The 26283-nt window shown below is 58.2% G+C and carries 26 protein-coding genes; 6 read left to right on the forward strand and 20 right to left on the reverse strand.

What is annotated here, in order from left to right; translation table 11 throughout:
• Positions 1-13 precede the first annotated feature (13 nt).
• Positions 14-1009, reverse strand: a complete 996-nt coding sequence (locus ACMGGQ_RS22865) for an ABC transporter permease subunit (protein ID WP_048030254.1) — start codon at positions 1007-1009, stop codon at positions 14-16.
• The gene (locus tag ACMGGQ_RS22870; protein WP_039266969.1) at positions 1006-2526 is read right to left on the reverse strand and encodes a sugar ABC transporter ATP-binding protein; all 1521 of its coding nucleotides are present in this window, start codon (positions 2524-2526) and stop codon (positions 1006-1008) included. The genes ACMGGQ_RS22865 and ACMGGQ_RS22870 overlap by 4 nt, the downstream gene beginning before the upstream one ends.
• Positions 2527-2737: 211 nt before the next feature.
• Here ACMGGQ_RS22870 and ACMGGQ_RS22875 point away from each other — a divergent pair, with 211 nt between their 5' ends.
• The 3 genes from ACMGGQ_RS22875 (at position 2738) to yjdP (ending at position 6164) form a co-directional block, all read left to right on the forward strand.
• Positions 2738-5017: an ATP-binding protein gene (locus tag ACMGGQ_RS22875; protein ID WP_420290543.1), complete on the forward strand. Its 2280-nt coding sequence runs from the start codon at positions 2738-2740 to the stop codon at positions 5015-5017.
• A 121-nt stretch (positions 5018-5138) separates the two neighbouring features.
• The gene (locus ACMGGQ_RS22880; protein WP_008500049.1) at positions 5139-5765 is read left to right on the forward strand and encodes a GNAT family N-acetyltransferase; all 627 of its coding nucleotides are present in this window, start codon (positions 5139-5141) and stop codon (positions 5763-5765) included.
• A 75-nt stretch (positions 5766-5840) separates the two neighbouring features.
• Complete coding sequence (yjdP, locus tag ACMGGQ_RS22885) at positions 5841-6164, forward strand: DDRRRQL repeat protein YjdP (RefSeq protein WP_033144428.1); 324 nt, start codon at positions 5841-5843, stop codon at positions 6162-6164.
• A gap of 82 nt (positions 6165-6246) precedes the next feature.
• On the opposite strand, the gene phnP is transcribed toward yjdP, so the two are convergent.
• The 16 genes from phnP to ACMGGQ_RS22965 all read right to left on the reverse strand — a co-directional run bounded on the left by phnP (position 6247) and on the right by ACMGGQ_RS22965 (position 18084).
• On the reverse strand, positions 6247-7005 hold the full coding sequence (gene phnP / locus ACMGGQ_RS22890; protein ID WP_045909192.1) for a phosphonate metabolism protein PhnP: 759 nt from the start codon (positions 7003-7005) through the stop codon (positions 6247-6249).
• Positions 7006-7014: 9 nt separating this feature from the next.
• Positions 7015-7449: an aminoalkylphosphonate N-acetyltransferase gene (gene phnO / locus ACMGGQ_RS22895; protein WP_045909193.1), complete on the reverse strand. Its 435-nt coding sequence runs from the start codon at positions 7447-7449 to the stop codon at positions 7015-7017.
• Entirely contained in the window at positions 7442-7993 is a 552-nt protein-coding gene (phnN, locus tag ACMGGQ_RS22900) for a ribose 1,5-bisphosphokinase (RefSeq protein WP_090393124.1), read from the reverse strand. The genes phnO and phnN overlap by 8 nt, the downstream gene beginning before the upstream one ends.
• Complete coding sequence (gene phnM / locus ACMGGQ_RS22905; RefSeq protein WP_045909195.1) at positions 7990-9126, reverse strand: alpha-D-ribose 1-methylphosphonate 5-triphosphate diphosphatase; 1137 nt, start codon at positions 9124-9126, stop codon at positions 7990-7992. The genes phnN and phnM overlap by 4 nt, the downstream gene beginning before the upstream one ends.
• The gene (phnL, locus tag ACMGGQ_RS22910) at positions 9123-9803 is read right to left on the reverse strand and encodes a phosphonate C-P lyase system protein PhnL (protein ID WP_045909196.1); all 681 of its coding nucleotides are present in this window, start codon (positions 9801-9803) and stop codon (positions 9123-9125) included. The genes phnM and phnL overlap by 4 nt, the downstream gene beginning before the upstream one ends.
• Positions 9804-9909: 106 nt before the next feature.
• A complete protein-coding gene (phnK, locus tag ACMGGQ_RS22915; protein ID WP_420290544.1) occupies positions 9910-10665 on the reverse strand; it encodes a phosphonate C-P lyase system protein PhnK in 756 nt (251 codons plus the stop codon).
• Positions 10662-11507 (reverse strand): alpha-D-ribose 1-methylphosphonate 5-phosphate C-P-lyase PhnJ, encoded by an 846-nt coding sequence (locus tag ACMGGQ_RS22920; RefSeq protein ID WP_420290545.1) that lies wholly within the window; start codon positions 11505-11507, stop codon positions 10662-10664. The genes phnK and ACMGGQ_RS22920 overlap by 4 nt, the downstream gene beginning before the upstream one ends.
• Positions 11500-12564, reverse strand: coding sequence for a carbon-phosphorus lyase complex subunit PhnI (locus ACMGGQ_RS22925; protein ID WP_420290546.1), 1065 nt, complete (start codon positions 12562-12564; stop codon positions 11500-11502). The genes ACMGGQ_RS22920 and ACMGGQ_RS22925 overlap by 8 nt, the downstream gene beginning before the upstream one ends.
• The gene (gene phnH, locus ACMGGQ_RS22930) at positions 12564-13148 is read right to left on the reverse strand and encodes a phosphonate C-P lyase system protein PhnH (protein WP_023345283.1); all 585 of its coding nucleotides are present in this window, start codon (positions 13146-13148) and stop codon (positions 12564-12566) included. The genes ACMGGQ_RS22925 and phnH overlap by 1 nt, the downstream gene beginning before the upstream one ends.
• Positions 13145-13597, reverse strand: coding sequence for a phosphonate C-P lyase system protein PhnG (gene phnG, locus ACMGGQ_RS22935; RefSeq protein ID WP_420290547.1), 453 nt, complete (start codon positions 13595-13597; stop codon positions 13145-13147). Before phnG ends, phnH begins: the two co-directional genes overlap by 4 nt.
• Positions 13598-14323, reverse strand: a complete 726-nt coding sequence (phnF, locus tag ACMGGQ_RS22940) for a phosphonate metabolism transcriptional regulator PhnF (RefSeq protein WP_023326523.1) — start codon at positions 14321-14323, stop codon at positions 13598-13600.
• A 20-nt stretch (positions 14324-14343) separates the two neighbouring features.
• Positions 14344-15123, reverse strand: a complete 780-nt coding sequence (gene phnE, locus ACMGGQ_RS22945) for a phosphonate ABC transporter, permease protein PhnE (protein ID WP_420290548.1) — start codon at positions 15121-15123, stop codon at positions 14344-14346.
• Between the two features lie 102 nt (positions 15124-15225).
• Entirely contained in the window at positions 15226-16242 is a 1017-nt protein-coding gene (phnD, locus tag ACMGGQ_RS22950; protein ID WP_024906756.1) for a phosphonate ABC transporter substrate-binding protein, read from the reverse strand.
• A gap of 24 nt (positions 16243-16266) precedes the next feature.
• On the reverse strand, positions 16267-17055 hold the full coding sequence (phnC, locus tag ACMGGQ_RS22955; RefSeq protein WP_023618659.1) for a phosphonate ABC transporter ATP-binding protein: 789 nt from the start codon (positions 17053-17055) through the stop codon (positions 16267-16269).
• A 172-nt stretch (positions 17056-17227) separates the two neighbouring features.
• Complete coding sequence (yjdN, locus tag ACMGGQ_RS22960) at positions 17228-17668, reverse strand: VOC family metalloprotein YjdN (RefSeq protein ID WP_063622845.1); 441 nt, start codon at positions 17666-17668, stop codon at positions 17228-17230.
• An 80-nt stretch (positions 17669-17748) separates the two neighbouring features.
• Positions 17749-18084 carry a zinc ribbon domain-containing protein YjdM gene (locus tag ACMGGQ_RS22965; RefSeq protein WP_008500067.1) on the reverse strand — a complete coding sequence of 112 codons (336 nt, stop codon included), beginning with the start codon at positions 18082-18084 and terminating at the stop codon, positions 17749-17751.
• Positions 18085-18677: 593 nt separating this feature from the next.
• On the opposite strand from ACMGGQ_RS22965, the gene crfC reads away from it, so the two are divergent.
• A complete protein-coding gene (gene crfC, locus ACMGGQ_RS22970) occupies positions 18678-21023 on the forward strand; it encodes a clamp-binding protein CrfC (protein WP_223539895.1) in 2346 nt (781 codons plus the stop codon).
• Complete coding sequence (locus ACMGGQ_RS22975; RefSeq protein WP_045909207.1) at positions 21020-21895, forward strand: diguanylate cyclase regulator RdcB family protein; 876 nt, start codon at positions 21020-21022, stop codon at positions 21893-21895. Before crfC ends, ACMGGQ_RS22975 begins: the two co-directional genes overlap by 4 nt.
• 64 nt (positions 21896-21959) lie before the next feature.
• On the opposite strand, the gene kdgT is transcribed toward ACMGGQ_RS22975, so the two are convergent.
• Positions 21960-22952 (reverse strand): 2-keto-3-deoxygluconate transporter, encoded by a 993-nt coding sequence (gene kdgT, locus ACMGGQ_RS22980; RefSeq protein ID WP_045909208.1) that lies wholly within the window; start codon positions 22950-22952, stop codon positions 21960-21962.
• A 651-nt stretch (positions 22953-23603) separates the two neighbouring features.
• On the opposite strand from kdgT, the gene proP reads away from it, so the two are divergent.
• On the forward strand, positions 23604-25106 hold the full coding sequence (gene proP, locus ACMGGQ_RS22985; protein ID WP_024906762.1) for a glycine betaine/L-proline transporter ProP: 1503 nt from the start codon (positions 23604-23606) through the stop codon (positions 25104-25106).
• Between the two features lie 33 nt (positions 25107-25139).
• On the opposite strand, the gene ACMGGQ_RS22990 is transcribed toward proP, so the two are convergent.
• On the reverse strand, positions 25140-26093 hold the full coding sequence (locus ACMGGQ_RS22990) for a nickel/cobalt transporter (protein ID WP_048030293.1): 954 nt from the start codon (positions 26091-26093) through the stop codon (positions 25140-25142).
• Positions 26094-26283 lie beyond the last annotated feature (190 nt).

Here is a 26283-nt window from a genome sequence, read left to right on the forward strand (position 1 = left end):
TAGGGTATTGTTGTTATGCACTTTGATGGTGTCGGGTACGGTATTTGTCGATCAGCACCGCAATGATGATCACCGCCCCTTTGATCACCAGCTGCCAGAAGTAGGAGACGCCCATCAGCGTCATGCCGTTGTTCAGGGTGGCGATGATCAATGCGCCGACCAGCGTGCCGGTGATCGTGCCGATCCCGCCGACAAAGCTGGTGCCGCCGAGGATCACCGCCGCAATCGCATCCAGCTCGTAACCCGTGCCGAGGTTGCCGTTAGCGCTGTAGAGGCGTGAGGCGCTCATGACGCCGCCGAGGCCGGAGAGCAGGCCGCTCATGCCGTAGACAAACAGCAGCACCAGCCAGACCTTAATGCCCGTTAAGCGCGCCGCCTGCATGTTGCCGCCCACGGCGTAGATATGAACGCCGAGCGTGGTACGGCGCAGGATGAACCAGCACACCACGATGACCGCCAGGGCGATCACCACCAGCCAGGGAATTGGGCCGAGATAGTTATTGCCGATCCACTCGAAGTTGATGTTCGAGTTAATGACCGTCGTGCCGTCGGCAAGCAGGTATGCCGCGCCGCGCAGCGCCGTGTAGGTGCCGAGCGTGACGATAAAGGGCGGCAGCCCGGCAAAGGCCACCAGCGCGCCGTTAAACAGGCCCAGCACCATGCCGAGCATCAGCGCGGCCGGAATGGACAGCCCGGCGAATTCAGGAATGAGCGATACCACCATCGCGGCTACCGCCGTGGTGCCGAGAATCGACCCCACGGAGAGGTCAATCCCGCCGGTGAGGATAATGAAGGTCATTCCCGCCGCCAGCACGATGTTGATCGACGCCTGACGGGTAATGTTGAGCAGGTTGCTCTCGGTAAAGAAGTTCGGGGCAATAAAGCCAAATACCGCCACAATCAGGATAAGAATTGGCAAAATACCGACCGTTTGCATCAGATCGCTCATCAGCATTTTTTTGGCGGAGGCGGATTTCGCCACCTGCTGCGGATGGGTTGGAGTTGTCATGATTGCACCGCCTGATGATGAGTGTCGTTCACGCCGGTTGCCAGCGTCATAATGTTTTCCTGAGAGATGTCACGCCCGTGAAGCTCGCCCGCGATGCTGCCTTCGCGCATCACGTACACCCGGTCGCTCATCCCCACCACTTCCGGCAGCTCGCTGGAGATCATCAAAATCGCCACCCCTTTGCGCGCCATCTGGTTCATGATGCGGTAGATCTCGCTTTTCGCCCCGACGTCCACGCCACGCGTGGGTTCGTCCAGAATCAGAATGCGTGGGCCAATCGCGACCCAGCGGGAGATGAGCAGCTTCTGCTGGTTGCCGCCCGACAGCCCGCCCGCGCGCACCTGTGCATGCGGCACGCGGATGTTAAGCAGGGCGATGGCGTCATCGGAGATGGCCTGCGCTTTTTTGCGGTTTAACATGCCGAAGGTGGCGTCGCGCTCCAGCGTCGCCATGGTGATGTTCTCCTGCGCCGCCAGCTCCAGAAACAGTCCCTGCTCCTTGCGGTTCTCGGTGAGAAAACCGATGCCGTTTTCGATGGCCGCACGCGGGGAGTGGATCACCACCGGCTCGCCGTCGACCTCAATCATGCCGCCCGTGGCTTTGCGCACGCCGAAGATAAGCTGTGCCAGCTCGGAACGTCCGGCCCCGACCAGCCCCGCCAGCCCGACGATTTCGCCGGAACGCACCTGCAGGCTGCAGGGTTGTACTTTTTTACCGTCGGTGAGGTGATGCACGTTGAGGCGCGGGCTGCCGAGGGGGATATCACGCTCCTTGTTGAACAGGTCGCTTAACGGTCGTCCCACCATCATGCGCACCAGCTCGGAGGCGTTAAGCTTGTCGCGCGTCAGGCTGCCGACGTACTGCCCGTCGCGCAGAACGCTGACGCGGTCAGAGAGTTCATACACTTCCGCCATGCGGTGGCTGATATAAATGATCGCCATCCCTTCATCGCGCAGGCGTAAAATCAGTTCAAACAGGCGATGCGTTTCCCGCGAGGAGAGGGCGGCGGTGGGTTCATCCATCACCAGAATGCGGCTGTTGCGGTGCAGCGCGCGGGCAATTTCTACCTGCTGCTGTTCGGCGATGGTGAGCTTCATCACCAGATCGGTGGCGCTGAACTGTGCGCCGAGGCGGTCAATCACCGCCTGCGCCTGGGCAGCCATCTCTTTGCGCTGCACCATCCCGCCGCGCGACAGCTCGCTGCCGAGGAAGATATTTTCGGCTACGGTCAGATTGGGCGCGAGCTGCATCTCCTGATAAATCAGGGTGATGCCCGCGGCCAGCGCATCCTTCGGCCCTTTAATGTGAAACGGCTGACCGTCAATCAGGATCTCGCCGTGGGTGGCGGTATAGGCCCCCGCGAGGATTTTCATCAGCGTGCTTTTTCCCGCGCCGTTTTCGCCCATCAGCGCGTGGATCTCACCGGGAAAAACCGTCAAATCCACACCCTTGAGCGCGTGGAAACTGCCAAACGTTTTGGCAATGTTGCGCATCTCTAATACCGGGGTTCTGCTCATGGCGGATCTCCTGTGAATGCCGATTTCTGCACTTCATCACAGGTGCGTAAATGCAAAATGTCAGAAGCTGTTCATATTTGTCATAGTTATGAATATTTTTACCCTCACCCCAGCCCTCTCCCTGAAAGGGAGAGGGAGCAAATCATCCCCTCGCCCCTTTGGGGAGAGGGTTAGGGTGAGGGGACATCAAACCACACAGGAACCCAACTTCATGCCATCACACCGCCCCCCGTTCTTCGCCAGCGCCCGCGGTCGCCTGCTGATTTTCAATCTGCTGGTGGTCGCCGTGACGCTGATGGTGAGCGGTGTGGCGGTGCTCGGCTTCCGTCACGCCAGTCAAATCCAGGAGCAGGTGCAGCAGCAAACGCTGGACGATATGACCGGCAGCATGAACCTGGCCCGCGATACCGCCAACGTGGCGACGGCGGCGGTGCGGCTCTCGCAGGTGGTGGGGGCGCTCGAGTACAAAGGGGAAGCCGAGCGCCTCAAGCAGACGCAAATGGCCCTGCGCCATTCACTGGAGCAGCTTGCGGAGGCGCCGCTGGCGCAGCAGGAGCCAGCCCTGGTGGCGCGTATTATTCAACGAAGCAATGAGCTACAGCAGAGCGTGACGGAGATGCTGGAGCGCGGACAGCGACGCCATCTGGAGCGTAACGCGCTGCTGAGCTCGCTATACCAAAGCCAGAGTTACCTGCGTCATCTGCAGGACATCAACCGCCGTTATGACAGTAACGTACCGGGTGCGCAGCAGCTGATGGAGATGGACCGGCTGATCGCCGCCGCCATCGATACCCCTTCGCCGCGCGCGACCATCCAGCAACTGGACGCGGTGGCCGCAACGTTGCCCCGGCGTGCCGCACAGCCGGTCGTAAATACGGTTCTGCCTGATTTTAATGCCGAGCTAGGTCAGCTCGCCCCGCTGTCGAAGCAACTGGAGGAGAGCGATCTGGCGATAAGCTGGTATATGTTCCACATCAAGGCGCTGGTGGCGATCCTCAATAGCGACATCAATCAGTACGTTGAGCAGGTGGCGCAGGCCTCCCGGCTTCGCACCGCCCAGAGCCATCACGAACTGCAATCCATCAGCGTATTTATCACCATTTTCGCCGTGCTGGCGCTGATCATCACCGGGTGTGCCTGCTGGTATATCTACCGCAATCTGGCCTCCAACCTGACGGCCATTTCCCGGGCGATGTCGCGTCTTGCTCACGGTGAACAGAATGTGTCCGTCCCCGCGCTGCAGCGGCGCGATGAGCTGGGTGAACTGGCGCGCGCGTTTAACGTTTTTGCCCGCAATACCGCCTCGCTTGAGCACACCACGCGCCTGCTGAAAGAAAAAACCACGCAGATGGAGATCGACCGCATTGAGCGTCAGGGCCTGGAAGAGGCGCTGCTGCACAGCCAGAAAATGAAGGCCGTTGGGCAGCTGACGGGCGGGCTGGCGCATGATTTTAATAACCTGCTGGCGGTGATCATCGGCAGTCTTGAGCTCACCGATCCTGACGCAAAAGACGCGCCGCGAATTACCCGAGCACTGAAGGCTGCCGAGCGTGGCGCCTTGCTGACGCAGCGCCTGCTGGCGTTCTCCCGTAAGCAATCCCTGACGCCACATGCGGTTGAGATGCGCCCGCTGCTGGAGAACCTCCGGGAACTGCTGCGTCACTCCTTGCCCGCCACCCTGACCCTGGAAATTGAAGCGCAATCCCCGGCATGGCCCGCATGGATCGACGTCAGCCAGCTGGAAAACGCCATCATTAATCTGGTGATGAACGCGCGTGATGCGATGGAAGGGCAAAGCGGGGTGATTAAAATTCGCACCTGGAATCAGCGCGTTACCCGCAGCGACGGACGCAGGCAGGATATGGTGGCGCTGGAAGTCATTGACCGCGGCAGCGGCATGTCGCAGGAGGTCAAATCCCGGGTCTTTGAACCGTTCTTCACCACCAAACAGACCGGGAGCGGGAGCGGGTTAGGCCTGTCGATGGTGTACGGCTTTGTGCGCCAGTCCGGTGGTCGCGTGGAGATTGAAAGCGCGCCGGGACAGGGAACGACCGTGCGGCTTCACCTCCCGCGCTCGACGCAGCCCGCCGCTGCAGTTGATGAAGCACTGTCAGCCACCGCCTCCGTCGAGAGCGAGCGCCTGGTGCTGGTTCTGGAGGATGAAGCGGATGTCCGTCAGACCCTGTGCGAGCAATTGCACCAGCTTGGCTATCTGACGCTCGAAGCGGACAACGGCGAGCAGGCGCTGAACATGCTGGCGGCGTCGCCGGATATTGGCATGTTTATCAGCGACCTGATGTTGCCCGGAAGCCTGAGCGGGGCCGAGGTGATTAGCCATGTGCGCAGTCACTATCCGCAGCTTCCGGTGCTGCTGATCAGCGGCCAGGATTTACGGCCCACGCATAATCCTCAGCTGCCGGACGTTCCGTTACTGCGTAAGCCGTTTACGCGGTTGCAGCTGGCACAGGCTCTGCGGAAAATATGTTTTTAAATGCCCCTGTTTAGGATTTCATTAAGAGCATCGTTGACGCCGGTGATGTTAATCTGCGCAAAATTTAGCAGATTGGGATATAAAAGGAATTATGCCGGTACTCACAAAGGGGGACTCACAAATGATCGTGATGCCTACAACATACAGCCCGAGCACAATTGCCAGGTCGTTTAAACTCGTTGATGAGTTTGAGCTTTCCGGGCGAGTGCTACATGTTATTTTTGACAGCCAGACGCCAAGAGCTGCGATTATTGAAGCGGATATCGAAACCTTCGATGGGGTGCCCCGGCATCGGGTTGTTGCTGCCCTGGATTTACAACGTAAAACGCATTTGGGTGAAGATATCATTGCCGTCGAGCGCTGTTGGGAAGATGCCAATGTTATTCAGGTAGAAGGTATCTGTGTTGATCCCGCCGAGCGTGACAAGGGACTGGCAACTCGCCTGTATGAAGCCCTGGTATTACAGTGTGGCGTGACACTTGTCAGCGACTTTGAACAATATGAGGGTGGGAAGATGCTCTGGCAGAAAATTGCCCGCGAGTCTGACCAAATCGCTGTATTTGTTCTCGATACCGAGCAGGGCGCATTTTGGCCGTATGATGGTAGCAAGGTTATCTATGACGGAGGGTGTATCCCCGAAGATCGTATCTGGAGCCATTCGCCGGATCAAAAATGCTACGGCATCGTCCTGGTCGCAGAAAATAAACAGCGTGCGAATCAACTGATGGAAGTCCCAGGACACAACTGAATTTGAGATTCCTCCGCTACCCCCGTTTCCTGCTGTTCATTATCGTAAGGCCAGTTCACCTGCGAGTCTGGCCTTATGAAACGTTACTCAACTGCTCTGTTATTTGGTCTGCTGTCACTCACCAGCCAACTGGCTCATGCCGACATTGTTGATGATGCTATTGGCAACATTCAGCAGGCGATCAACGATGCCTACAACCCCAGCAGCAGCCGCAGCAATGACGACGACGATCGTTATGACCGCAGCCGTCAAATCGACAGTCGACAGTACGACGATCGTCGTCGGCAGCTCGAAGACAGACGCCGCCGTTTAGACGAGCGCCAGCGCCAGCTGGATGACGACAGGCGTCGGTTAGAAGAGGATGAGCGCAGGTTAGAAGACGATTACGATCGAGGCTAAAGCCTGGTGGCGCTTCGCAGGCGCAGGCCTGCAAAAACCTGGACCGTAGGCCGGGTAAGGCGCAGCCGCCACCCGGCAAAACTCAGTCCAGTACCAGCACCATCCCGTCATACCCCGCTTCAATGCCGTCGGGCAGCGGGTTATCCATCATCCACACGTCAAACTGATGGCTGATATGCGTCAGGATCACCTGCGGGCAGCCAATCACCTCGTTTAGCGCCATCACGGTATTTAAGTCGCAATGGTTTCGCGGCGTCTCGTCGCGCGGTTCGTGGCTGCAGTCGATAATCATCGCCTGCGGCTGATTGTTGAGCAGGAACTTCACCGTTTTTTCCGGCAGTCCGGCGGTATCGGACAGCCAGGCCACGCGGCTGTGGGCCGATTCCAGCAAATACCCGAAGGTCAGTTTCGAATGGTTGAGCGGCAGCGGCGTGACCCGCAAACCCTGGAGCTCAAACATCACAAACGGTTCGACCGTGTGGCTGAAATCCAGAATCCCCGGATGTTTAAACAGGTCGTCGCATCCCGCTTCATCCGGCGGACCGTAAACGGGGATCGTCGCGCCCACGCCCCAACGCAGGGGGAAGAGCCCCTGGACGTGATCCATATGGTAATGGGTGAGCAAAAATTGCTGAAAGCTGCCTGCGGCCCAGTCGTCCATCAGGTGCGGAATACCGGCATCCAGCAGGGTCACCGCATCGTTGAATTTGACCACCGCGCTACAGGGACGACGGCGATAGTTATCCTGCAGGCGCGCCCGGCGACACGCCGCGCAGTCGCAGCCAAAGACCGGCACGAGTTGCGCGCTTCCGGTTCCTGTTAACGTGATTGTCAGACTCATAACGCACCTCTACAGCGGTTTGGTGAATCGGAAATGGCTCTGCGTATATCCTTCACGAACGTAAAAACGATGGGCGTCCACGCGCTTCACGCTGGTGGAGAGTTCGGTCAGCTCCGCGCCGGCCTCTCGTGCCACCCCTTCCGCCCAGGCCAGCAGCTGGCTGCCCACCTTTAATCCGCGCGCCTGCGGCATCACCACCAACTCCTGGATCTCGCCGATCCAGCGTGCATGGTGGAGGTGAAACTGCAGGTGCAGGCCGATCATGCCGATGACCTGCCCGTCCAGTTCGGCAAGCTGATAGCGCATATTGCGATCCTGCAGATTGGCAAGATAGCCCGCGTGAAACGCCTGGCGATCGAACTCGGCCTGCTTTAACTCGCAGATTAACGCGTAAACGATTTGCGCATCGTCGGCGGTGGCGGGACGAAGCGTGCAGTCAGGCATGCTGTTTCTCCTTCTGACGGATAAGCGATAAAAAGGTCTCGACTGACTGTAGCAAACTTCCGTCGTTATTGAGGACGTGGCAGTCGGACGGGGTATAGCGGGCCGCACGCTCCAGCCGCTGGTCGATCTCACGGGCGGATTCACGCCCCCGGCTCTGCAACCGGCTGCGCAGGACGTCCGGTGAAACCTGCAGGCAGACCGGCAGCAGGGCCGCTCCATAGCGGGCGCGCGCTTGCGAAAGATGCGCCCGTGAACCGTTGACCAGCACGTCGAACCCCGCATGCAGCCACAGATCGGTCTCGATGCCGATCCCGTAGTAATAACCGTTGGCGTGCCAGCTCAGCGCCAGCAGATTTTGCCCGGCACGGGTGAAAAACTCCTGCTCGCTCAGGGCGATATGGTTTTCACTCCCCGCATTCGCCGACCGGGTAATGTACCGGTGCGCCACCAGCAGTTGCGGATGCTCCTGCTGCCGTAAGGCGGACAGCAGGCTGTCCTTACCGGAGCCGGACGGCCCCATTAACCAGATAAGTCTTCCCATCAGAACACCCTCTTTCCCTGACGCCAGACGTGGTCGATATGGATGTGCTCGCCCCTGCGGTGGGCCAGCACCAGATCCGCCCGCTTGCCTTCGGCTATCTCGCCGCGATCCTGCAGGTTAAGCGCCGAAGCCGGGTTTTTCGTCACCAGGCGAATCGCCTGTGGTAGCGTAAAGCGGTTGCCCTCGTCGTCGGCCACCCGGAACGCCGCGTCGAGCAGGCTGGCGGGGTAATAGTCGGACGAGAGGATATCCAGCAGGCCGAGGGAAGCGAGCTTGCTTGCCGCGACGTTGCCGGAGTGTGAGCCGCCGCGCACGATGTTCGGTGCGCCCATCAGCACGTTCATCCCGTGCTTGCGAGAGGCTTCAGCCGCCTCGAACGTGGTGGGAAATTCAGCGATCACGCTGCCAAGCTGGTGGGATTCGACCACGTGATCGTGTGTGGCGTCGTCATGGCTGGCCAGCGCGATATTCCGGTCCCGGCACATCGCCGCGATCCTGAGACGGTTAGGCTGCGACCACTGTGCCGCAAGCGCCAACTGCTCTTCTTCGTAACGGGCCATCTCCGCATCGCTGAGAGAATATTTGCCCTGATAGTATTCGCGATACTTTTCAATGTTGGCGAACTGACGCTGCCCCGGCGAGTGGTCCATCAGGGAGACCAGCGAGACCGGCTCGCGGCCTACCAGCTTTTCAAACAGCGGCAGGGTGGTGTGGTGCGGCAGCTCGCAGCGCAGGTGCAGGCGGTGCTCGGCGCGGTTGAGGCCGCGTTTTTGCGTCTCCTCCACGGCGTTGATCATCTTCTCCAGGTTCTCCAGACGGTCGCCGCCGTCGCGCACGTCACCGATGGCCACCGCGTCCAGTACGGTGGTGATGCCGCTGGCGACCATCAGCGCGTCGTGGCTGCTCATCGCTGAATGCGCGGGCCAGTCCACCTTCGGCCGTGGCGTGAAGAACTTGTCCAGATTATCGGTATGCAGTTCGATCAGCCCCGGCAGCAGCCAGCCGCCGTCGCCGTCCATCGCTTCGGGTGAGCGGCTCTGGGTTTCGGCAAACGCGCGGATTGTTCCGTCCTGGATCTCAATCGAGCCGCCAACCACCTCATTGTCCAGTACCAGCTTGACGTTATTGATAATCATGCGGGAGTCCCCATTGGGTGCAGCCGGTCCGCGACGCGGGTGCGAACGTTCTCGTCGTGGAAGATCCCGACGATCGCCGCCCCGCGCGCTTTGGCCTGTTCGATCAGTTCCACCACGGCGGCGCTGTTTTTGCTGTCGAGCGAGGCGGTGGGTTCATCCAGAAGTAAAATCGGGTAGTCGACGATAAAGCCGCGGGCGATATTGACGCGCTGCTGCTCGCCGCCGGAAAAGGTCGACGGGGCAAGGTGCCACAGGCGCTCGGGCACGTTCAGGCGCGTCAGCAGGCTGGCGGCTTTGGCGGCGCAGGTTTCGCGCGGCACGCCGAGATCCAGCAGGGGCTGCATCACCACGTCGAGGGCGGAGATCCGCGGGATCACCCGCAGAAACTGGCTCACCCAGCCGATCGTGGTGCGGCGCACGTCCAGCACCTTCCGCGCGGGGGCCTGTACCAGGTCGACCCATTCATCGCCGTGGCGAATATGAATATGGCCTTCGTCGGGCAAATAGTTGGCGTAGAGGGAGCGCAGCAGGGTCGATTTTCCGCTGCCGGAGTGGCCGTGCAGCACCACGCATTCGCCGCGATTAACCTCCAGAGAGGCATTTTGCAGCACCGGCAGACGTACGCCGTTTTGCTGGTGGAGCACAAAGGTTTTACTTACGTTTTGTACGTGGATCATGTTGGCCTCGCGATTTGTTTTGCCGGGTGGCGGCTTCGCCTTACCCGGCCTACAGGTGCGCTATTCGTAGGCCGGGTAAGCGCAGCGCCACCCGGCAGCAGCACCCTCAGTTCTGCAACACGGACGACACCAGCAGCTGGGTGTAGGGATGGTGGGGATCGTCGAGCACACGGTCGGTTAACCCAATTTCCACCACCCGACCCTGCTTCATCACCAGCAGGCGGTCCGCCAGCAGGCGCGCAACGCCCAGATCGTGGGTGACAATCACCACTGCCAGGTTCAGCTCTACCACCAGGCCGCGCAGCAGGTCGAGCAGGCGCGCCTGCACCGAGACGTCCAGCCCGCCGGTGGGTTCATCCATAAACACCAGCTTCGGGTGCGTGACCAGGTTGCGGGCGATCTGCAGGCGCTGCTGCATACCGCCGGAGAAGGTGGTGGGCAGGTCGTCGATGCGCGACGCGGGGATTTCCACTTCTTCCAGCCAGTGTTGCGCCGTAGCGCGGATGTTGCCGTAGTGGCGCGCGCCGGTGGCCATCAGGCGTTCGCCGATATTTCCCCCCGCCGAGACCTGACGGCGCAGGCCGTCCATCGGGTGCTGGTGCACCACGCCCCACTCGGTGCGCAGCAGGCGGCGGCGCTCGGCCTCGCTCATGCCATAGAGGGAGTGTCCCTGATAGAGTATCTCGCCGTGTTGCGGCGTCAGGCGCGCGGAGATGGACTTCAGCAGGGTGGTTTTGCCTGAGCCGGACTCGCCGACAATCCCCAGCACTTCGCCCGGCCACAGCTCGAACGACACGTCGCTAAAGCCTTTGCCCGGCGCATACAGGTGGGTCAGGTTGTTAACCGAAAGCAGCGGTTTCATTGGCCGTTCGCCTCGCTCTGTTGGCGGCAGAAATCGGTGTCGGAGCAGACAAACATCCGTTTGCCCGTGTCTTCCAGCACCACTTCATCCAGATAGCTGTGTTTGGAACCGCAGATGGCGCACGGTTCGTCCCACTCCTGCACCGTAAACGGGTGATCGTCGAAATCCAGGCTTTCGACACGCGTGTAGGGCGGGACGGCGTAGATGCGTTTTTCACGTCCGGCACCGAACAGCTGCAGGGCGGGCATCATGTCCATCTTCGGGTTATCGAATTTCGGGATCGGCGACGGGTCCATGACGTAGCGCCCGTTGACCTTCACCGGGTAGGCATAGGTGGTGGCGATATGGCCGAAGCGGGCGATATCCTCATACAGCTTCACCTGCATGACACCGTACTCTTCCAGGGCGTGCATGGTGCGGGTTTCGGTTTCGCGCGGCTCGATAAAGCGCAGCGGCTCCGGGATCGGCACCTGGAAAATCAAAATCTGATCTTCCGTCAGCGGGGTTTCCGGAATGCGGTGGCGGGTCTGGATCAGCGTCGCGTCTTCGGTTTTTTCCGTGGTCGCGACGCCCGTCACCCGCTGAAAGAAGGTGCGGATCGATACGGCGTTGGTGGTGTCGTCCGCGCCCTGGTCGATCACTTTCAACACGTCTGCTTCACCGATCACGCTGGCGGTGAGCTGAATACCGCCGGTACCCCAGCCGTAGGGCATCGGCATTTCGCGGCCGCCGAACGGCACCTGATAGCCAGGGATCGCCACCGCTTTAAGTATCGCTCGGCGGATCATGCGTTTGGTTTGCTCATCCAGATAGGCAAAGTTGTAGCCGCTTAAGTTAGCCATGTTTGCGCTCCCGTTGCAGGCGTTTCAGCAGTTCCAGTTCGGCCTGGAAATCGACGTAGTGCGGCAGCTTGAGATGCGAGACGAAGCCCGCGGCCTCGACGTTATCCGCGTGGGCCAGGACGAACTCTTCGTCCTGCGCCGGGCCCGCGATGTGTTCGCCGTAGTCCGGCGCCTGCAGGGCGCGGTCGACCAGCGCCATGGCCATCGCCTTGCGCTCGCCAAGGCCAAACACCAGCCCGTAGCCGCGGGTAAAGTGCGGGTCTTCATTTTCGGGGGCAACAAAACCGTTCACCATTTCGCATTCGGTCATCAGCAGTTCGCCGATGTTCACCGCAAATCCCAGCTCTTCCGGCACGATTTCAACGTCGATGTAGCCGCTGCGAATTTCGGCGGCAAATGGATGGTTACGCCCGTAGCCGCGCTGGGTGGAGTAGGCCAGCGCCAGCAGATAGCCTTCGTCGCCGCGCATCAGCTGCTGCAGGCGGGACGAGCGTGTACACGGGTAGACCGGCGGCGTGCGGGTGATGTCATCCGGCTGCGCGCCGGAGTCCTCCTCCGCCTTCGCCAGGCCCTGTTTCGCCAGCAGGCTGAAGACGTGCGGAGACGGTTCCTGTTCGGCGTCAGAGTTACTGAGTCGTGGCGCCTCGCCGTTCGCCAGCAGGGTAAAATCCAGCAGGCGATGGGTGTAGTCATAGGTAGGGCCAAGCAGCTGGCCGCCGGGGATGTCTTTATAAACGGCAGAAATGCGGCGCTCCAGGCGCATCTCCGCCGTGTTCACCGGCTCGCTGACCGCCAGTTTCGCCAGCGTGGTGCGGTAGGCGCGCAGCAGGAAGATCGCTTCCACGTTATCACCGCTGGCCTGCTTCAGGGCCAGCGCCGCCAGTTCTCGGTCGGCGATGCCGCCTTCGGTCATTACCCGGTCTACGGCGAGATTAAGCTGCTGCTCAATCTGGGCGACGCTCAGCTCGGGGAGCTGTTCATCGCCCCGTCGTCTGTGCGCCTGCAGCGCATGGGCGGCGGTGATGGCCTTCTCGCCCCCTTTAACGGCTACGTACATCAGCACACCTCCACGTGGGTGGTCCGCGGGATGGCCAGCAGGCGTTCGCCGCAGGTCAGGATCAGGTCAATGCCCAGCGGGAACGGGTGCGGGCGCTCGGTCAGCTCGTGAATGATGCACTCTGGCAGCTGCGGCGCGACCATGCGCTCGTCGGCGATGCCTGCGCCGGTCAGGCGCAGCATGCGGCCGCCGCTCAGGCTGGCGACCTGCAAAATCAGCGTGGCGCTGGTTTCCGGGGCGACGGCGGTGCCTTCGCTCAGGGCATTCAGCTGTTCATGGCTGATTTGTTCGTCGGCCACGGCAAAGATCGCCTGCCGGGGCTGATCGACCAGCGGAGCGCCGGTATGAAAACGCAGGTTCTGGCTGGCGATGTCGTTCGACAGGGCACCCGAAAGCCATACCGGGGTATCGTTGTCGGCCAGGGTCAGCAGTACGCTGGTGGTGGCCAGATTCAGCGGCAGCCAGCCCTGGGAGAGCTGGTGCAGCGAGACAATCACGCCCGGCTCGCTCATGGCCTTCAGCAGGCGACGAAAACTGTGTTGGGCATCCTGGACGGCCAGGGTAAAAGCAGGTTGAAGCGTCATGCGTTGTCTCCGCGAACGAGCGTAAAGAAGTCGACCCGGCTGGTATTCACTTCGGCCTGACGCGCGGCAAGACGTGCGGTGCGGTCGGCCTCCAGCGGGGAAATAAGGGTTTCCATCAGCGTCTGGAAATGCGGTGGTTCCTGTAAAAGCGCGTCGATGACCGCGCAGCGCTCGGCGTGGGCTTTATCACGCCCCAGTACGTAGCTGTAGCCCAGCGTGCCGCTGTGCAGGCGGATCGCTGCGCGGGTGAGGGTGGCATCCCCGGCGAAAAAGCGCTCGCCGGTGCCGCCCATGCGCGCCTGGATCTGCACGAGGCCGATCTCCGGCGCGCGGAGGATGTCGTACCCGGGAGCCAGGCTAAGGGCGTTCATGCGGGCAGACAGCGCAGCAGGCTGGCTGTGGGCCAGCACGCGCATCCAGCGCTGTCGGGTGGCGGTGTCGAAGTGCATTCAGTGCTCCATGGTGAATTCGATCATGTCGGCGCGGGTCAGGCTGACGGAATATTCCGTCGCGTCGATCTCGCCGTCACGGTGGTTGAGGGTGCGCACGCAGAGCAGCGGGGCCATATTGGGGATTTCGAGCACTTTGCTCTCTTTCGCCTGCGCGCGGCGGGCGCTGATACGCGTCTGGGTGCGTTTCAGCGCAATGCCTGTCGCATTCTGGAGAAAATCATGTAGCGAACCGCTGGAGAAATTCTGCAGCACTGGCCAGAGGGTGAGATCCGCGAAGTAGTGGTCTATCTGGCACACCGCGACGCCGTTGACCCGGCGCAGGGTGCGCAGGTGGATGACGTTGTCGCCCTCCTGAATACCCAGCGCGTCCGCCACGTGGCTGGAGGCCGGGCGTAAGACAGAGAGCAGCTTTTCGCTGGTCGGGTGGCTGCCCTGATCCAGCAGGTTCTGGCTAAAGCGCGCCTGGGCGTTAAGCGGGTAGTCGAACGGGCGCATCAGCACCAGCACGCCCACGCCCTGACGGCGCTGGACCCAGCCGCGCTCGACCAGCTGGTCAATGGCACGGCGCAGGGTGTGTCGGTTCACTTCATAGCGGTCGGCAAGCTGCTGCTCGGCAGGAAGGTAGTCTCCGCAGCGGTAGTGCGTGCGCAGCTCCACTTCGAGCTTCGCCGCAATCTCTTGCCAGCGGGTAGGGTAACTGGTCGGATGTCTGGATAAGTGCATAGAAAACAAAGCCTCGCTTCTCAGATGAAGTGCTTACGCAAACGTTGAGAGAGGAAATCCAGCAGGCTGACGGTGATGATGATAAGCACCATCAGGGCACAGGTTTGCTGGAACTGGAAACCGCGAATCGCTTCCCACAGGGTGACGCCAATCCCGCCTGCGCCGACCATGCCGACGACGGTGGCGGAGCGGACGTTGGACTCAAAGCGGTACAGGGAGTAGGAGATCAGCAGCGGCATCACCTGTGGCAGAACGCCGTAGAGGATCTCTTCGATTTTGTTGGCGCCGGTCGCGCGAATGCCTTCCACCGGACCGGGCTCAATGGCTTCGACCACCTCGGAGAGCAGCTTGGAGAGCACACCGGTGGTGTGGATGAACAGCGCCATGACGCCCGCAAACGGACCCAGGCCGACGGCGACCACGAACAGCATCGCAAAGACCATTTCGTTGATCGCTCGACAGGCGTCCATCAGGCGGCGCATGGGCTGGTATACCCACCACGGCACGATGTTTTCGGCGCTCATCAGGCCAAACGGAACAGAGAGAATAACGGCCAGCGCGGTGCCCCAGACGGCGATTTGCAGGGTGACCGCCATTTCGCTGAGGTAGTCCTGCCACTGGCTGAAGTCCGGCGGGAAGAAGTCGGCGGCGAAGGTCGCCATGTTGCCCGCGTCTTTGAAGAGCAGCAGCGGATCCATTTCCGCGCCCTTCCAGGAGATAACCAGCACCGCCAGCAGGATGGCCCAGCTTATGAGCGAGAACCAGCTGCGCTTTGGCGGTGGGAGGGTGATGGTTTGCATGTATTACTCCGCAGGTCTTTGTGTGCCGGATGGCGCTACGCTTATCCGGCCTACGATCCAAAATGTAGGCCCGGTAAGCGCAGCGCCACCGGGCGAAAAGCGTTACTGCACCGCTTTATTCACGCTCGTCATCGCGCCGAGCGCGGCGGTCAGGCGGTCGAGGTCTTCAAGCTGGGCCTGAATCGCGGCCACTTTGCTGGTCTTCTCCTCGTCCTTCAGGCCTTTGTTGTCCTTCACGCCCTGCATCTCTTTAAACAGCGCCAGCTGGCGAATCGGGACCAGCTGCAGGTCGCTTGACGGGCGGAACGGCGCCCAGCCCAGACGTTCGAGGACCGCTTTCTCTTCCGGCGTTTTGCCATAGGTCATAAAGAAGTCGTACACCTTGTCCTTGGTGCTTTCGGACAGGTTTTTACGCCACACGATCGGGTCGCCGGGGATCAGCGGGGATTTCCAGATAACCTTGATCTCTTTCAGCTTGTCCGGGGCGGAGGTCTTCAGCTTGTCGAGGTTCTCGGTGTTGTTGGTGGCAACATCCACCTGCTTGTTGGCCACGGCCAGAGCGTTGGTTTCATGGCTGGCGTTTACCGTGCGCTTGAAGTCGCTGGCAGAGGCGTTGTTTTTGGCGAAGACGTAGTAGCCAGGGACAAGGTAGCCGGAGGTAGAGTTCGGATCGCCGTTGCCGAAGGTCAGCTCTTTGCGTTTGGCGAGCATGTCATTGAGGTTGTTGATTGGGCTGTCTTTGTTGACGATCAGCACGCTCCAGTAGCCCGGGGAGCCATCTGCCGCGACGGTCTGGGCAAAGACCTGGCCGTTCGCGCGGTCCACCGCTTCCATGGCGGAGAGGTTGCCGTACCAGGCGATGTCTACTTTATTAAAGCGCATCCCCTGGATGATGCCTGCATAGTCCGGGGCGAAGAAGGCGTTCACTTTGATCCCCAGTTTGGTTTCCATATCTTTCAGGAACGGTTCCCACTGAGGTTTCAGGTTTTGCTGTGATTCCGTCGAAATAATGCCGAAGTTCAGCGCTTTTTCCTGCTCTTGTGCATACGCCGGGCTTAACAGGGTGCTGAGGCTGAACATGCTGGTAAAGGCCAGCGCGGCAACGGCTTTGTAGCTCATGTACTTTCCTCGGATCGGGTTTAATTAAGCAGCCTGCGCGTTCTCTTCGACGCGGTTAATGCTGCGATAGAGATGGTCAAAACGTTCGTTATCAAACTGATGGCTCGCGCCATCAAAGAACACGTGCCCCTGACGCAGGGCGACGATGCGTTCGCAATAGCGCAGGGCGTAATCCACCTGATGCAGCGTGACCACTACTGTGATGCCGTCGTTCTGGTTAATGTCGCGCAGGGTTTCCATCACGATGCGGGCGGACTCCGGGTCCAGCGAGGCGATGGGTTCGTCAGCAAGAATGATTTGCGCTTTCTGCATCAGCGCGCGCGCAATCGCCACGCGCTGCTGTTGTCCACCGGACAGGGTGGAGACGCGCTGGTGGGCGAAGTGCGCCATGCCGACGCGGGTCAGCGCCTGTAAGGCTTCCTGCTTCTGGGAAGGGGTGAACCAGCGCAGACAGGTGCGCCAGAACGGGGTGCTGCCGAGCGCGCCAATCAGCACGTTCTCCAGCACCGTCAGGCGGTTTACCAGGTTGAACTGCTGGAAGATATAGCCCGTCTGGGCACGGCTCTTGCGGATATCGCTCGCCAGACGCCCCGCGCGCTGCACGGTATTACCCAGCAGCTCGACGTGGCTTTCCGGCGTTTTATCGCCGGTGATAAGCCCGCTCAAATGGCGCAGAAGAGTGGATTTACCCGAGCCGGAAGGCCCGAGAAGTGCCACCATATCGCCCTGCCGGACGGTCAGATCAACGGCATGCAGAGCCTTGTTGTGATTGAAGGTCTTGCTCAGTTTCTCGACGCGGATGACAGTTTGCATGTGCTGGGCCTCACGATAAATGTGGCCTCATGCTGGCGCATCAATGTGACATTTGGGTTAAGTGCAGGTTGCGGGAGTTTGAAGAGTTGAGCGGAGTTTGATGACAATCATCGTAGGCCCGGTCAGCGCAGCGCCACCGGCGCTGTGGGCGGATGCGCTGCGCGTGTCCTGCCTACGACGTTTGTTGCTTGACGACGTTAATCATCCACGGCACGCCGTATTTGTCGGTGACTTTACCGAAACCGTGCGCCCAGAAGGTCTCCTGCCAGGCCATTTCGATATTCCCGCCATCGGCAAGGTTGTCGAACCAGCGCTTGCCTTCATCGACGTCCTGGGTGTCGAGCACCAGCGTAAAGCCCGCGTACTGCGCATTGCTGCCAGGCGGCAACCCGTCGCTCATCATGATATCGCTGCCCGCAATGCGGACGTTGGAGTGGGCGATAGCCGAATCCGGAAATTGCATACCGGACGGACAGCCTTCATCGCTGTTATCGCTTTTTGGCATTTCGCCGAAGGTAATTTTATAGAGAAGCTCTGCGCCGACGGCTTGCTGGTAGAAGGCGGTGGCCTCAGCGCAGTTGCCGGCGAAAGAGATGTAGGGACTTAACGGCATAATCTTTACCTCACGTAAGAAAAGCCCATTAAGTGTAGTTCCCGAAAGCCCGGCAAGCGAAGCGCCACCGGGCGGGTAAATCAGTTCTTTTTCACGAACTCAGATTTCAGTTTCATCGGACCGAAGCCGTCAATTTTGCAGTCGATATTATGATCGCCTTCAACCAGACGGATATTCTTCACTTTGGTGCCGATTTTCAGCATGGAAGAACTGCCTTTCACCTTCAGGTCCTTAACGACGGTAACGCTGTCACCGTCCGCCAGCAGATTGCCGTTCGCATCTTTCACGATGAGCGCATCAGCATCCTGAGCCGGCTCGGCATCATTCCATTCATGAGCGCATTCCGGGCAGATGAACATGCCATTATCTTCATAGGTGTATTCAGAATTGCATTTTGGGCAGTGTGGAAGTGACATATCGGTATCCTCAAAAGTGTAAACGCGCTGGAAAGTGCCAGCAAAATGACGGCAGGGTGCCGAAAAAGGCGGCAAGTATAGCGCAAATCCACACCGTTGTCGGTGATATTGTGAATTAAAAAGGCAAAAAGCGTATCGGGAGTGACACGTTCTGTCAGTCAGTTAAGCGATGCTTATGCCCATTAACACGGTGGGAAGAAATGACGATAAATATATCGAATATTTTATTGCAGCAAATTGCTACGCTCTGCCATTTCGGATAAGGTGAAGCGACACATTGTTATTTATCGCCGGACTTCACTGCCCTACATATCTTATGGCAGTGGCACATTACCTCTCTTTTTAGGTGGATAAATAATGATGATATATCCTGAAGTTTCTTAAAAATGGGCTACGCTTTTTTCTTTTGGCTAACGGGCCAGGAGAGAAGCTATACACGCCATGCAAGGATAGTGAATTATTTCTGATTATCTTCAATCAGTTATATTTCGGCGAACATGTTTTCCACACGTGATCATATAAGCCTGAACGACATAATTAAAACAAGTGGCTTAATAAAAGTAATAAATTTGCGTTAAGGAAAGGCTTTTATCATGCACACACAGACCATTTTTGAATTAAGCCAGGAAGCGGAGCGTTTGTTACAGCTTGCCCTGCAAAATCTTGATACGTTGAAATCAATGCCGACTGCAATGCTGGAGAGCACTGCGGCTGCTATTACAGGCGAAACGAACAACGTTTTACCTTTGCATTTTAGCGCGCGCGGCGTCGACGCGCAGCAGGCGATGCTGAATAATGAATTACGGAAAATAACCCGGCTGGAAATGGTCCTGGCCATTGTGGGCACCATGAAAGCGGGAAAATCGACCACCATTAATGCGATTGTGGGTACCGAAGTGCTGCCGAACCGCAATCGTCCGATGACGGCGCTGCCGACGCTGATCCGCCACACGCCGGGTCAGAAGGAGCCGGTGCTGCATTTCTCTCATGCCTCCCCGATTGATGAATTGATCCAACTGCTTCAGAAACAGCTATGCGATTACGATCGCGGGAAGCTGGCCCAGCGTCTGGAAATTGATAAAGACATGAATACGCTGCTGGAGCGCATTGAAAAAGGGGAAGCGTTTGAGAAGCATCATCTGGGCGCGCAGCCGATATTTCATTGTCTGAAAAGCCTCAATGACCTGGTGAGACTTTCCCAGGCGCTGGGCGTGGCGTTTCCGTTCTCGGAATATGCGGCTATCGAACATATCCCGGTCATTGAAGTGGAGTTCGTGCATCTTGCGGGCCTGGATGCCCACCTCGGGCAGCTGACGCTGCTCGACACGCCCGGGCCGAACGAGGCCGGACAGCCGCATCTGCAAAAAATGCTCAGCGAGCAACTCTCCCGCGCATCGGCGGTGCTGGCCGTGATGGATTATACCCAGCTTAAATCCATCTCTGATGAAGAAGTCCGCCAGGCCATTTCCGCGGCGGGAAAATCGGTGCCGCTGTATGCGCTGGTTAATAAATTCGATCAGAAAGATCGCAATAGCGACGATGAAGAACAAATCCGGGCGATGATCTCCGGCACCTTAATGAAAGGCAATATTTCGCCTGGGCAGATTTATCCCGTTTCGTCCATGTGGGCGTATCTGGCGAACCGCGCGCGCTACGAGTTGAGTACGCACGGTCAACTGCCGGATCATCAGGAGCAACCCTGGGTGCAGGATTTTGCCGAAGCGGCACTCGGACGTCGCTGGCGTACGGCGGACCTGGACGATATCGACCATATCCGACATTCTGCCGATTTGCTCTGGGAAGATTCGCTCTTCGAGCAACCGATACGTAAGCTGATTTACGCCGCCTATGCCAATGCCTCGCTATACGCGCTGCGTTCAGCCTCGCATAAGCTGCTCAACTACGCGCAAAATGCCCGCGAGTATCTCGATTTCCGCTATCAGGGGCTGACGGTGGCCTTTGAGGCGCTGGAGTTGAATATCGCACGTCTGGAAGAGGACATGGCGCTTTTGCAGACGCGTCAGTGCGTGGTGAGCGATGAGGTGAAACACGAGGTTGAGGAAGCGCTGAGCGCTACCGCGGACTTTATCGGGTCCCAAAAAACCGCGCTACACCATGAAATTGACCTGGTGTTCAGCACGCACCCGATTCTTGATTTGCCAGGCACCGACCGGCCGAACCTTCGCGGTGAGGTGCTGAAGCAGCTGGTTCTGGACGATGAAAGGCAGGCGCAGATTGCGCTGAGTAAATTACGCGCCTCCTGCGAGCAGGTGATGCTGGATGCCCAGACGAAGATCGGCCGGGAGCTGGCGTTACGCTTCGATCAGCTGGAGTCCACGCTGGCGCGCTCTCTGAACGAAGCCATGCGTCCCATCGAAACGCGTATTAAAGAGCATCTGAGCCATGCGGGTTTTCGGGCGCGGATCAGCTTCCCGGCGTTTCAGGCAAGCCAGCTTAACTTTAATACGCGGGCGCTGTTCAACGATGCGATTGCGCAGGACGACAGCCAGGCCGTCCCTCCCTCCGGCGGGAGCAGCATGCGTGAAACGGTCTCTCGTTGGCTCAATAATCCAGGCTGGGGCTGGGACGAGTATGTGGAAACGCGCACGCGGTATGTTATCGACATTGCGCAGCTACATGACAAATTTAAGCAACATATTGATCAGTTTTGTGAACAAATACGTAAAGCTTTGTCCGCGCAGGTCGATGTCTCTGTTACGGCAGGAATGGCGACGTTCTTTGCAGAATTTTCGTTGTGCCTGACCGGGTTACAGGAAAGCTTGCGTGATAGCCTCGCAGTGCGTCAGCAAAATGAGCACTCAACCCGAGCGCTCTGCCAGTTGTTGAAGCAAAGCATCACTACTGCGACGTGGATACAGGAAGATACCCGACTGTTACGCGATGATATTCAAACCCTATTCGCGGCAGAGCAACCATGACAACACCACTACTGGACGGCCCCGGGCGAACGCTGGAGTGTATTAATCCAAAATTTATGGTCGATCTGGTGCAGGGGGGAGACGCGGCGCGTCATCCCCGCCTGGGACCACAGCAGCTGCAGTTTCGTGAGCGTTTGACGCAGGAAATCATGACGCATACCCGGCTACGCCCCTGGGCAATGGCGGGGATGCTCAATGAAAATGCGGGGCTGCGTCTGGGGCTGGCGGAAAAACTGGCCAGCATGCTTGATCCGGGTCATCTCGCGCTGACTCTGATGGCAGAGAAGCTGATAGCGCTGCGTCAGCAGACTCACCCGCGCACCCTGCAGTCCCCCGGACTGACGCAGCAGTACGCCGATCTCGTGTCTCATTTTACCCAACGCGCAGCCTATAAGGAAAAGGCGCTGACCCAGCGCGGCCTGACGGTGCAGGCGGGTGAGCACAGCGAGCAAATTTTTACCCGCTGGCGGGCCGGGCATTATGATGGCTGGTCGCTGGCCGGGCGCTGTTTTATCGTCCTGGAGGAGCTGCGCTGGGGGGCATTTGGCGACGCATGCCGTCTCGCGAACGAAGATGTGGCGGCAATGCTTAAGGATAACCTGCGCAGCATGGCGGCTAACTATCTGGCGCAGGGCATCAATGCCTCCCCCACGACCCGCCATTTTTATCACCAGTGGCTGACAACGCCGGCTTCGCCGGGATTGATCGATCATAAAGACATGCTGGGCTGGCTGGGGGACTGGTGTCAGGCGGATAAGCATCCGGTGAGCTGGTCAGTGACGCAAAACTGGCAGACCGTCGCGCTGGGAATGCCGAGGCTCTGTTCGGCAAAACGGCTGGTGGACGGGATGGTGGAAGAGATTTTTGGGTGAATCCCTTCTTCCCCTCACCTTGATCCTCTCCCCGGGGGGAGAGGGAGTGGTTTGGTGCGGCGCGTTAATGATTCATTTCAATTGGTTTCGGTTCAGGCTGGGTCTCTTGCATATTCCCGTAGCGTTTCGCATACAGCGCCGTGACGATCGGCACCAGAATCGCGGTGACAATCACGCTGGCCGCAACCAGCGCCGTCGCGGAAGCGGCCACCGGTTCGAAGGCCGGGTTAATCTGGGCAATAATCACCGGGTTGGCGACGGCAGCGCCTGCGGCTGAAGAGGCGGCGACGCCCGCTGTGCCGTTTCCTCCGCCGATCGCGCGGTCGGCAATGATTAGCGGGATACCGGTAATGATAATTACGGCGACACCCAGCACAATACCCAGCAGGCCAGTATCAAGGATAACCTTCAGATTGATGGTGTTCCCCAGCGCGAAGCCGAAGAACGGGATCAGCACCGGCGTGGCTTTGCTGAAGAAATCACGCAGATCGTGATCGAGATTGCCAAGGGCAAAGCCGATCAGGAAGGGCAGGATCGCGCCGACAAAGTGGTGGGGTTCAAAAGAGGCCAGGCCAGCAGACCCCAGGATCAGCATCGTCATCAGCGGGCCAGACTCCAGAGACATCAACACAAATGCGCCGGACTCTTCTTTTGTCCCGTACTGGTTCATCAGGCTGGCGTACAATCCGCCGTTAGTCATATCCATCGCTGAGACAATCGCCAGGACCGATAATCCCGCGAAGAACCCGGTCTGAATTCCAGTCTCCGGGATGAACATCGCGCATATCATCGCTACTGCCCAGGCTACCGCTATTTTGGTTATTACCAGCGTACCGGATTTCCGTAATACGGTACCCGTCGCCCGCAAATTAATAGATGCACCGATACAAAAAAACCAGACGGCAAGAATCGGAACCGTGCCCGTTATCATGCCTTTTGTGAAACCGCCAAAATAAGCCCCGGTATCAGGGGCAAGGGTATTCAGGATGGCGCCCAGTACCAGCGGAACCAGCATCATACCGCCGGGTATGCGTTCTATCGTGGCTTTAATCTTCATAGACAATCCTCACATCTGACCCCGCCTGACGGGCGATCGGTGCTAAAAATTAGTCAATAAATTCAATTGATTGGCGTTTTTGCTTGAGGGGCATTTCTCGATAACCCTGCAAGGAAAATAAATGCGTGCTCTCGATTAACCTCATTAGAAAACACATGAAACGTTGTATTCGGATTTATCATGCGATCAATGGAATATTGATTCAATGAAAATAAAATATCGTTTTAGTTATCTTTGTCACATATTCAATGTAAAAACATCGATGGCTTCCTGATGATGAAAATTTATGTAAATTGGATGTGAGAAAACGTGGTTTGTTTTTTTTGTTGAGAAAGAACTCATGATGTGTGTGAAGGGGCTCTAAAGGCGGGGATGAGAAAGTGCTTATTTGCACTCATTGACAAATCCGGGAACGAGTTGACCTGACGCTGAAATATGTGTGAAGTTGATCACAAATATAAACGCTGGTAGGGTAAAAAGGTCATTAACTGCCCAGGCAGGCGTCAACAGGTTCGGTTGTATCGACGTAAAACGTCAATGTAAGTAAACCTGCTACGCTTGAATAAGGCGATTCGCATGGAGCGGATCCCATGGTTCACAGAACGTAAACTGGACTGTGAAACAGACAGGGCCGAGTCAACGAGGATAGCTATGCTGAGAAGGAAAAAGATTAAACCCATCACGCTTCGCGACGTCACCATTATTGATGACGCAAAACTGCGTAAAGCGATTACCGCAGCCTCGCTCGGTAATGCGATGGAATGGTTCGATTTTGGTGTCTACGGCTTTGTGGCCTATGCGTTAGGTAAAGTGTTTTTCCCCGGGGCCGATCCCAGCCTGCAGATGATTGCCGCACTGGGTACGTTCTCCGTCCCCTTCCTGATTCGCCCGCTGGGTGGTCTGTTCTTCGGTATGCTCGGTGATAAATATGGTCGTCAGAAGATCCTGGCTATCACCATCGTCATTATGTCGATCAGTACATTCTGTATCGGTCTTATCCCGTCTTACGCCACCATCGGCATTTGGGCACCGATTCTGCTGCTGATCTGTAAGATGGCGCAGGGCTTCTCCGTGGGCGGTGAATATACCGGTGCCTCGATCTTTGTTGCCGAGTATTCCCCCGACCGTAAGCGCGGCTTTATGGGAAGCTGGCTGGACTTCGGCTCCATTGCCGGGTTCGTTCTGGGCGCGGGCGTGGTGGTGCTGATTTCAACCGTAGTGGGGGAAGCGAACTTCCTCGACTGGGGCTGGCGTATCCCGTTCTTCCTGGCACTGCCGCTGGGGATCATTGGTCTCTACCTTCGTCATGCGCTTGAAGAGACGCCTGCGTTCCAGCAGCACGTCGATAAACTGGAACAGGGTGACCGTGAAGGGCTGCAGGATGGTCCGAAGGTATCGTTCAAAGAGATCGCCACTAAGCACTGGCGCAGCCTGCTGACCTGTATTGGTCTGGTGATTTCGACCAACGTGACCTACTACATGCTGCTGACCTACATGCCGAGCTATCTGTCGCATAACCTGCACTACTCGGAAGATCACGGTGTGCTGATTATTATCGCCATCATGGTCGGTATGCTGTTTGTGCAGCCGATTATGGGCCTGTTGAGTGACCGTTTTGGCCGTCGACCGTTCATTATTCTGGGAAGCGTTGCGCTGTTTGCGCTGGCAATCCCGGCATTTATTCTGATTAACAGCGATGTGCTGGGGCTGATTTTTGCCGGTCTGCTGATGCTGGCGGTGATCCTTAACTGCTTTATCGGGGTGATGGCCTCAACGCTGCCCGCGATGTTCCCGACCCACATTCGCTACAGCGCGTTGGCCGCGGCCTTTAACATCTCGGTACTGATTGCCGGTCTGACCCCGACGCTTGCCGCCTCGCTGGTGGAGAGCACGCAGAACCTGATGATGCCGGCTTATTACCTGATGGTGATCGCGGTGATTGGTTTGATTACCGGTATTACCATGAAGGAGACGGCGAATCGTCCTCTGAAAGGCGCCACGCCTGCGGCATCGGATATTCAGGAAGCGAAAGAGATCCTGCGTGAGCACTACGATAATGTAGAGCAGAAGATTGAGGATATTGACGCCGAGATTGAAGAGCTGCAGAAAAAACGCTCCCGACTGGTGGATCAGCATCCACGCATCAACGAGTAATAAAGAAACCCGCCAACGGCGGGTTTTCTTTTATTAGCATCCGGCGGCGATGTAGTCGCCATTGGCACTGATGGGGATCACCGTCAGGAACAGCACCGTCGCGAACAGGATCAGGACTATCCCTCCGGCTATTTTGACTGCCGGCACCAGCCAGCTTAATGAGGCGCTTTCTCCGAACCAGGTCACCGTACGTTCGCGGGCGTACCGTACAGCCAGGGAAAGCCCCACAATAGAGAGCGCGGTTCCCAGAGACATGGTCATGACTGCGGCCACTCCCCAGGTAACAATGCCCAGCGCGTTCGAAAACATCAGAATCATAATCGCCCCGCTGCACGGGCGTGCCCCAATTGCCAGAATCACGCCCAGACGGGTTTTCCAGTCGCCCTGCGTCAGGTCTGTGCCTACGCCGTGATGGCCGCAGCCACAGTGTTCGTCGTGCTGATGAAGCGGCTTAATGGCAGAGACAGACATCCTGCGCGGGCGCAGACTCTTCAGCGCCTGGTAAATGACAAATGCGCCGAATGCGCCAATAAGTACTGCGCTGATCTTCTCCACGTACCAGCGGCTGGTACTGATATCCCCTGAGGCGAGGTTGAACCCCACCGCTAGAATAAAGACAAACAGAATGGCGCTGACGCCCTGCATCAGGCTACCCAGGAAGGGGACGACCCGGGCGGCCAGCTCGCTTTCCTTATTGGTGGTCAGATAGGTCGTCACAATGAATTTTCCGTGCCCAGGTCCGATGGCATGAAGAACACCATAAAGGAAAGCCCCCGTTAACAGCCATAACCCACCGCTGTACTGGTGGTTATTCAGCTGCAGCAGGTACATCACCAGATAACGGTGCAGGGTAATTTGCGTGGCAAGACACCACTGGATAAAGGCGTTCCAGTGCGTATGCAGGGTAAAACCGGCAAAGAGAATTGCCAGCAGCATCAACCCAGCGGTAGGGAGACGCCAGTCACGGGTGAGGCGTTGTGTGGTCATGAAGCGGCCTGCACAGAGGAGAGTATTTGCCGCTAGTATAGTTGATCTTCCCGCTCAATTCGTGGGATCGCGTCCGGACCCGTGCATGATTGTGGATAACTTTGTGCATAAAAGGGTATAAGGCGGGGTTTTGCTGGGGAATGCAGCAGTCAGTCATTTTTTTGCAACTTTTCGGTTGCGGTCGTTCGGG

Origin of the sequence: Enterobacter sp. BNK-13, assembly GCF_048685015.1 — a bacterium.
Taxonomy (GTDB): domain Bacteria; phylum Pseudomonadota; class Gammaproteobacteria; order Enterobacterales; family Enterobacteriaceae; genus Enterobacter; species Enterobacter quasiroggenkampii.

Bases quoted from the DNA above. Each gene is read 5' to 3' on its own strand.
- phnD (WP_024906756.1), bottom strand. From the start codon at position 16,242: ATGAGCTACAAAGCCGTTGCCGCGCTGGCCTTTACCAGCATGTTCAGC.
- kdgT (WP_045909208.1), bottom strand. From the start codon at position 22,952: ATGAAGATTAAAGCCACGATAGAACGCATACCCGGCGGTATGATGCTG.
- yjdN (WP_063622845.1), bottom strand. From the start codon at position 17,668: ATGCCGTTAAGTCCCTACATCTCTTTCGCCGGCAACTGCGCTGAGGCC.
- ACMGGQ_RS22975 (WP_045909207.1), top strand. From the start codon at position 21,020: ATGACAACACCACTACTGGACGGCCCCGGGCGAACGCTGGAGTGTATT.
- ACMGGQ_RS22880 (WP_008500049.1), top strand. From the start codon at position 5,139: ATGATCGTGATGCCTACAACATACAGCCCGAGCACAATTGCCAGGTCG.
- phnE (WP_420290548.1), bottom strand. From the start codon at position 15,123: ATGCAAACCATCACCCTCCCACCGCCAAAGCGCAGCTGGTTCTCGCTC.
- ACMGGQ_RS22925 (WP_420290546.1), bottom strand. From the start codon at position 12,564: ATGTACGTAGCCGTTAAAGGGGGCGAGAAGGCCATCACCGCCGCCCAT.
- proP (WP_024906762.1), top strand. From the start codon at position 23,604: ATGCTGAGAAGGAAAAAGATTAAACCCATCACGCTTCGCGACGTCACC.
- phnC (WP_023618659.1), bottom strand. From the start codon at position 17,055: ATGCAAACTGTCATCCGCGTCGAGAAACTGAGCAAGACCTTCAATCAC.
- ACMGGQ_RS22920 (WP_420290545.1), bottom strand. From the start codon at position 11,507: ATGGCTAACTTAAGCGGCTACAACTTTGCCTATCTGGATGAGCAAACC.
- ACMGGQ_RS22865 (WP_048030254.1), bottom strand. From the start codon at position 1,009: ATGACAACTCCAACCCATCCGCAGCAGGTGGCGAAATCCGCCTCCGCC.
- phnO (WP_045909193.1), bottom strand. From the start codon at position 7,449: ATGCCTGACTGCACGCTTCGTCCCGCCACCGCCGACGATGCGCAAATC.
- phnF (WP_023326523.1), bottom strand. From the start codon at position 14,323: ATGCACTTATCCAGACATCCGACCAGTTACCCTACCCGCTGGCAAGAG.
- phnM (WP_045909195.1), bottom strand. From the start codon at position 9,126: ATGATTATCAATAACGTCAAGCTGGTACTGGACAATGAGGTGGTTGGC.
- phnH (WP_023345283.1), bottom strand. From the start codon at position 13,148: ATGACGCTTCAACCTGCTTTTACCCTGGCCGTCCAGGATGCCCAACAC.
- ACMGGQ_RS22870 (WP_039266969.1), bottom strand. From the start codon at position 2,526: ATGAGCAGAACCCCGGTATTAGAGATGCGCAACATTGCCAAAACGTTT.
- phnL (WP_045909196.1), bottom strand. From the start codon at position 9,803: ATGATCCACGTACAAAACGTAAGTAAAACCTTTGTGCTCCACCAGCAA.
- phnG (WP_420290547.1), bottom strand. From the start codon at position 13,597: ATGCACTTCGACACCGCCACCCGACAGCGCTGGATGCGCGTGCTGGCC.
- phnK (WP_420290544.1), bottom strand. From the start codon at position 10,665: ATGAAACCGCTGCTTTCGGTTAACAACCTGACCCACCTGTATGCGCCG.
- crfC (WP_223539895.1), top strand. From the start codon at position 18,678: ATGCACACACAGACCATTTTTGAATTAAGCCAGGAAGCGGAGCGTTTG.
- ACMGGQ_RS22965 (WP_008500067.1), bottom strand. From the start codon at position 18,084: ATGTCACTTCCACACTGCCCAAAATGCAATTCTGAATACACCTATGAA.
- yjdP (WP_033144428.1), top strand. From the start codon at position 5,841: ATGAAACGTTACTCAACTGCTCTGTTATTTGGTCTGCTGTCACTCACC.
- ACMGGQ_RS22990 (WP_048030293.1), bottom strand. From the start codon at position 26,093: ATGACCACACAACGCCTCACCCGTGACTGGCGTCTCCCTACCGCTGGG.
- phnP (WP_045909192.1), bottom strand. From the start codon at position 7,005: ATGAGTCTGACAATCACGTTAACAGGAACCGGAAGCGCGCAACTCGTG.
- ACMGGQ_RS22875 (WP_420290543.1), top strand. From the start codon at position 2,738: ATGCCATCACACCGCCCCCCGTTCTTCGCCAGCGCCCGCGGTCGCCTG.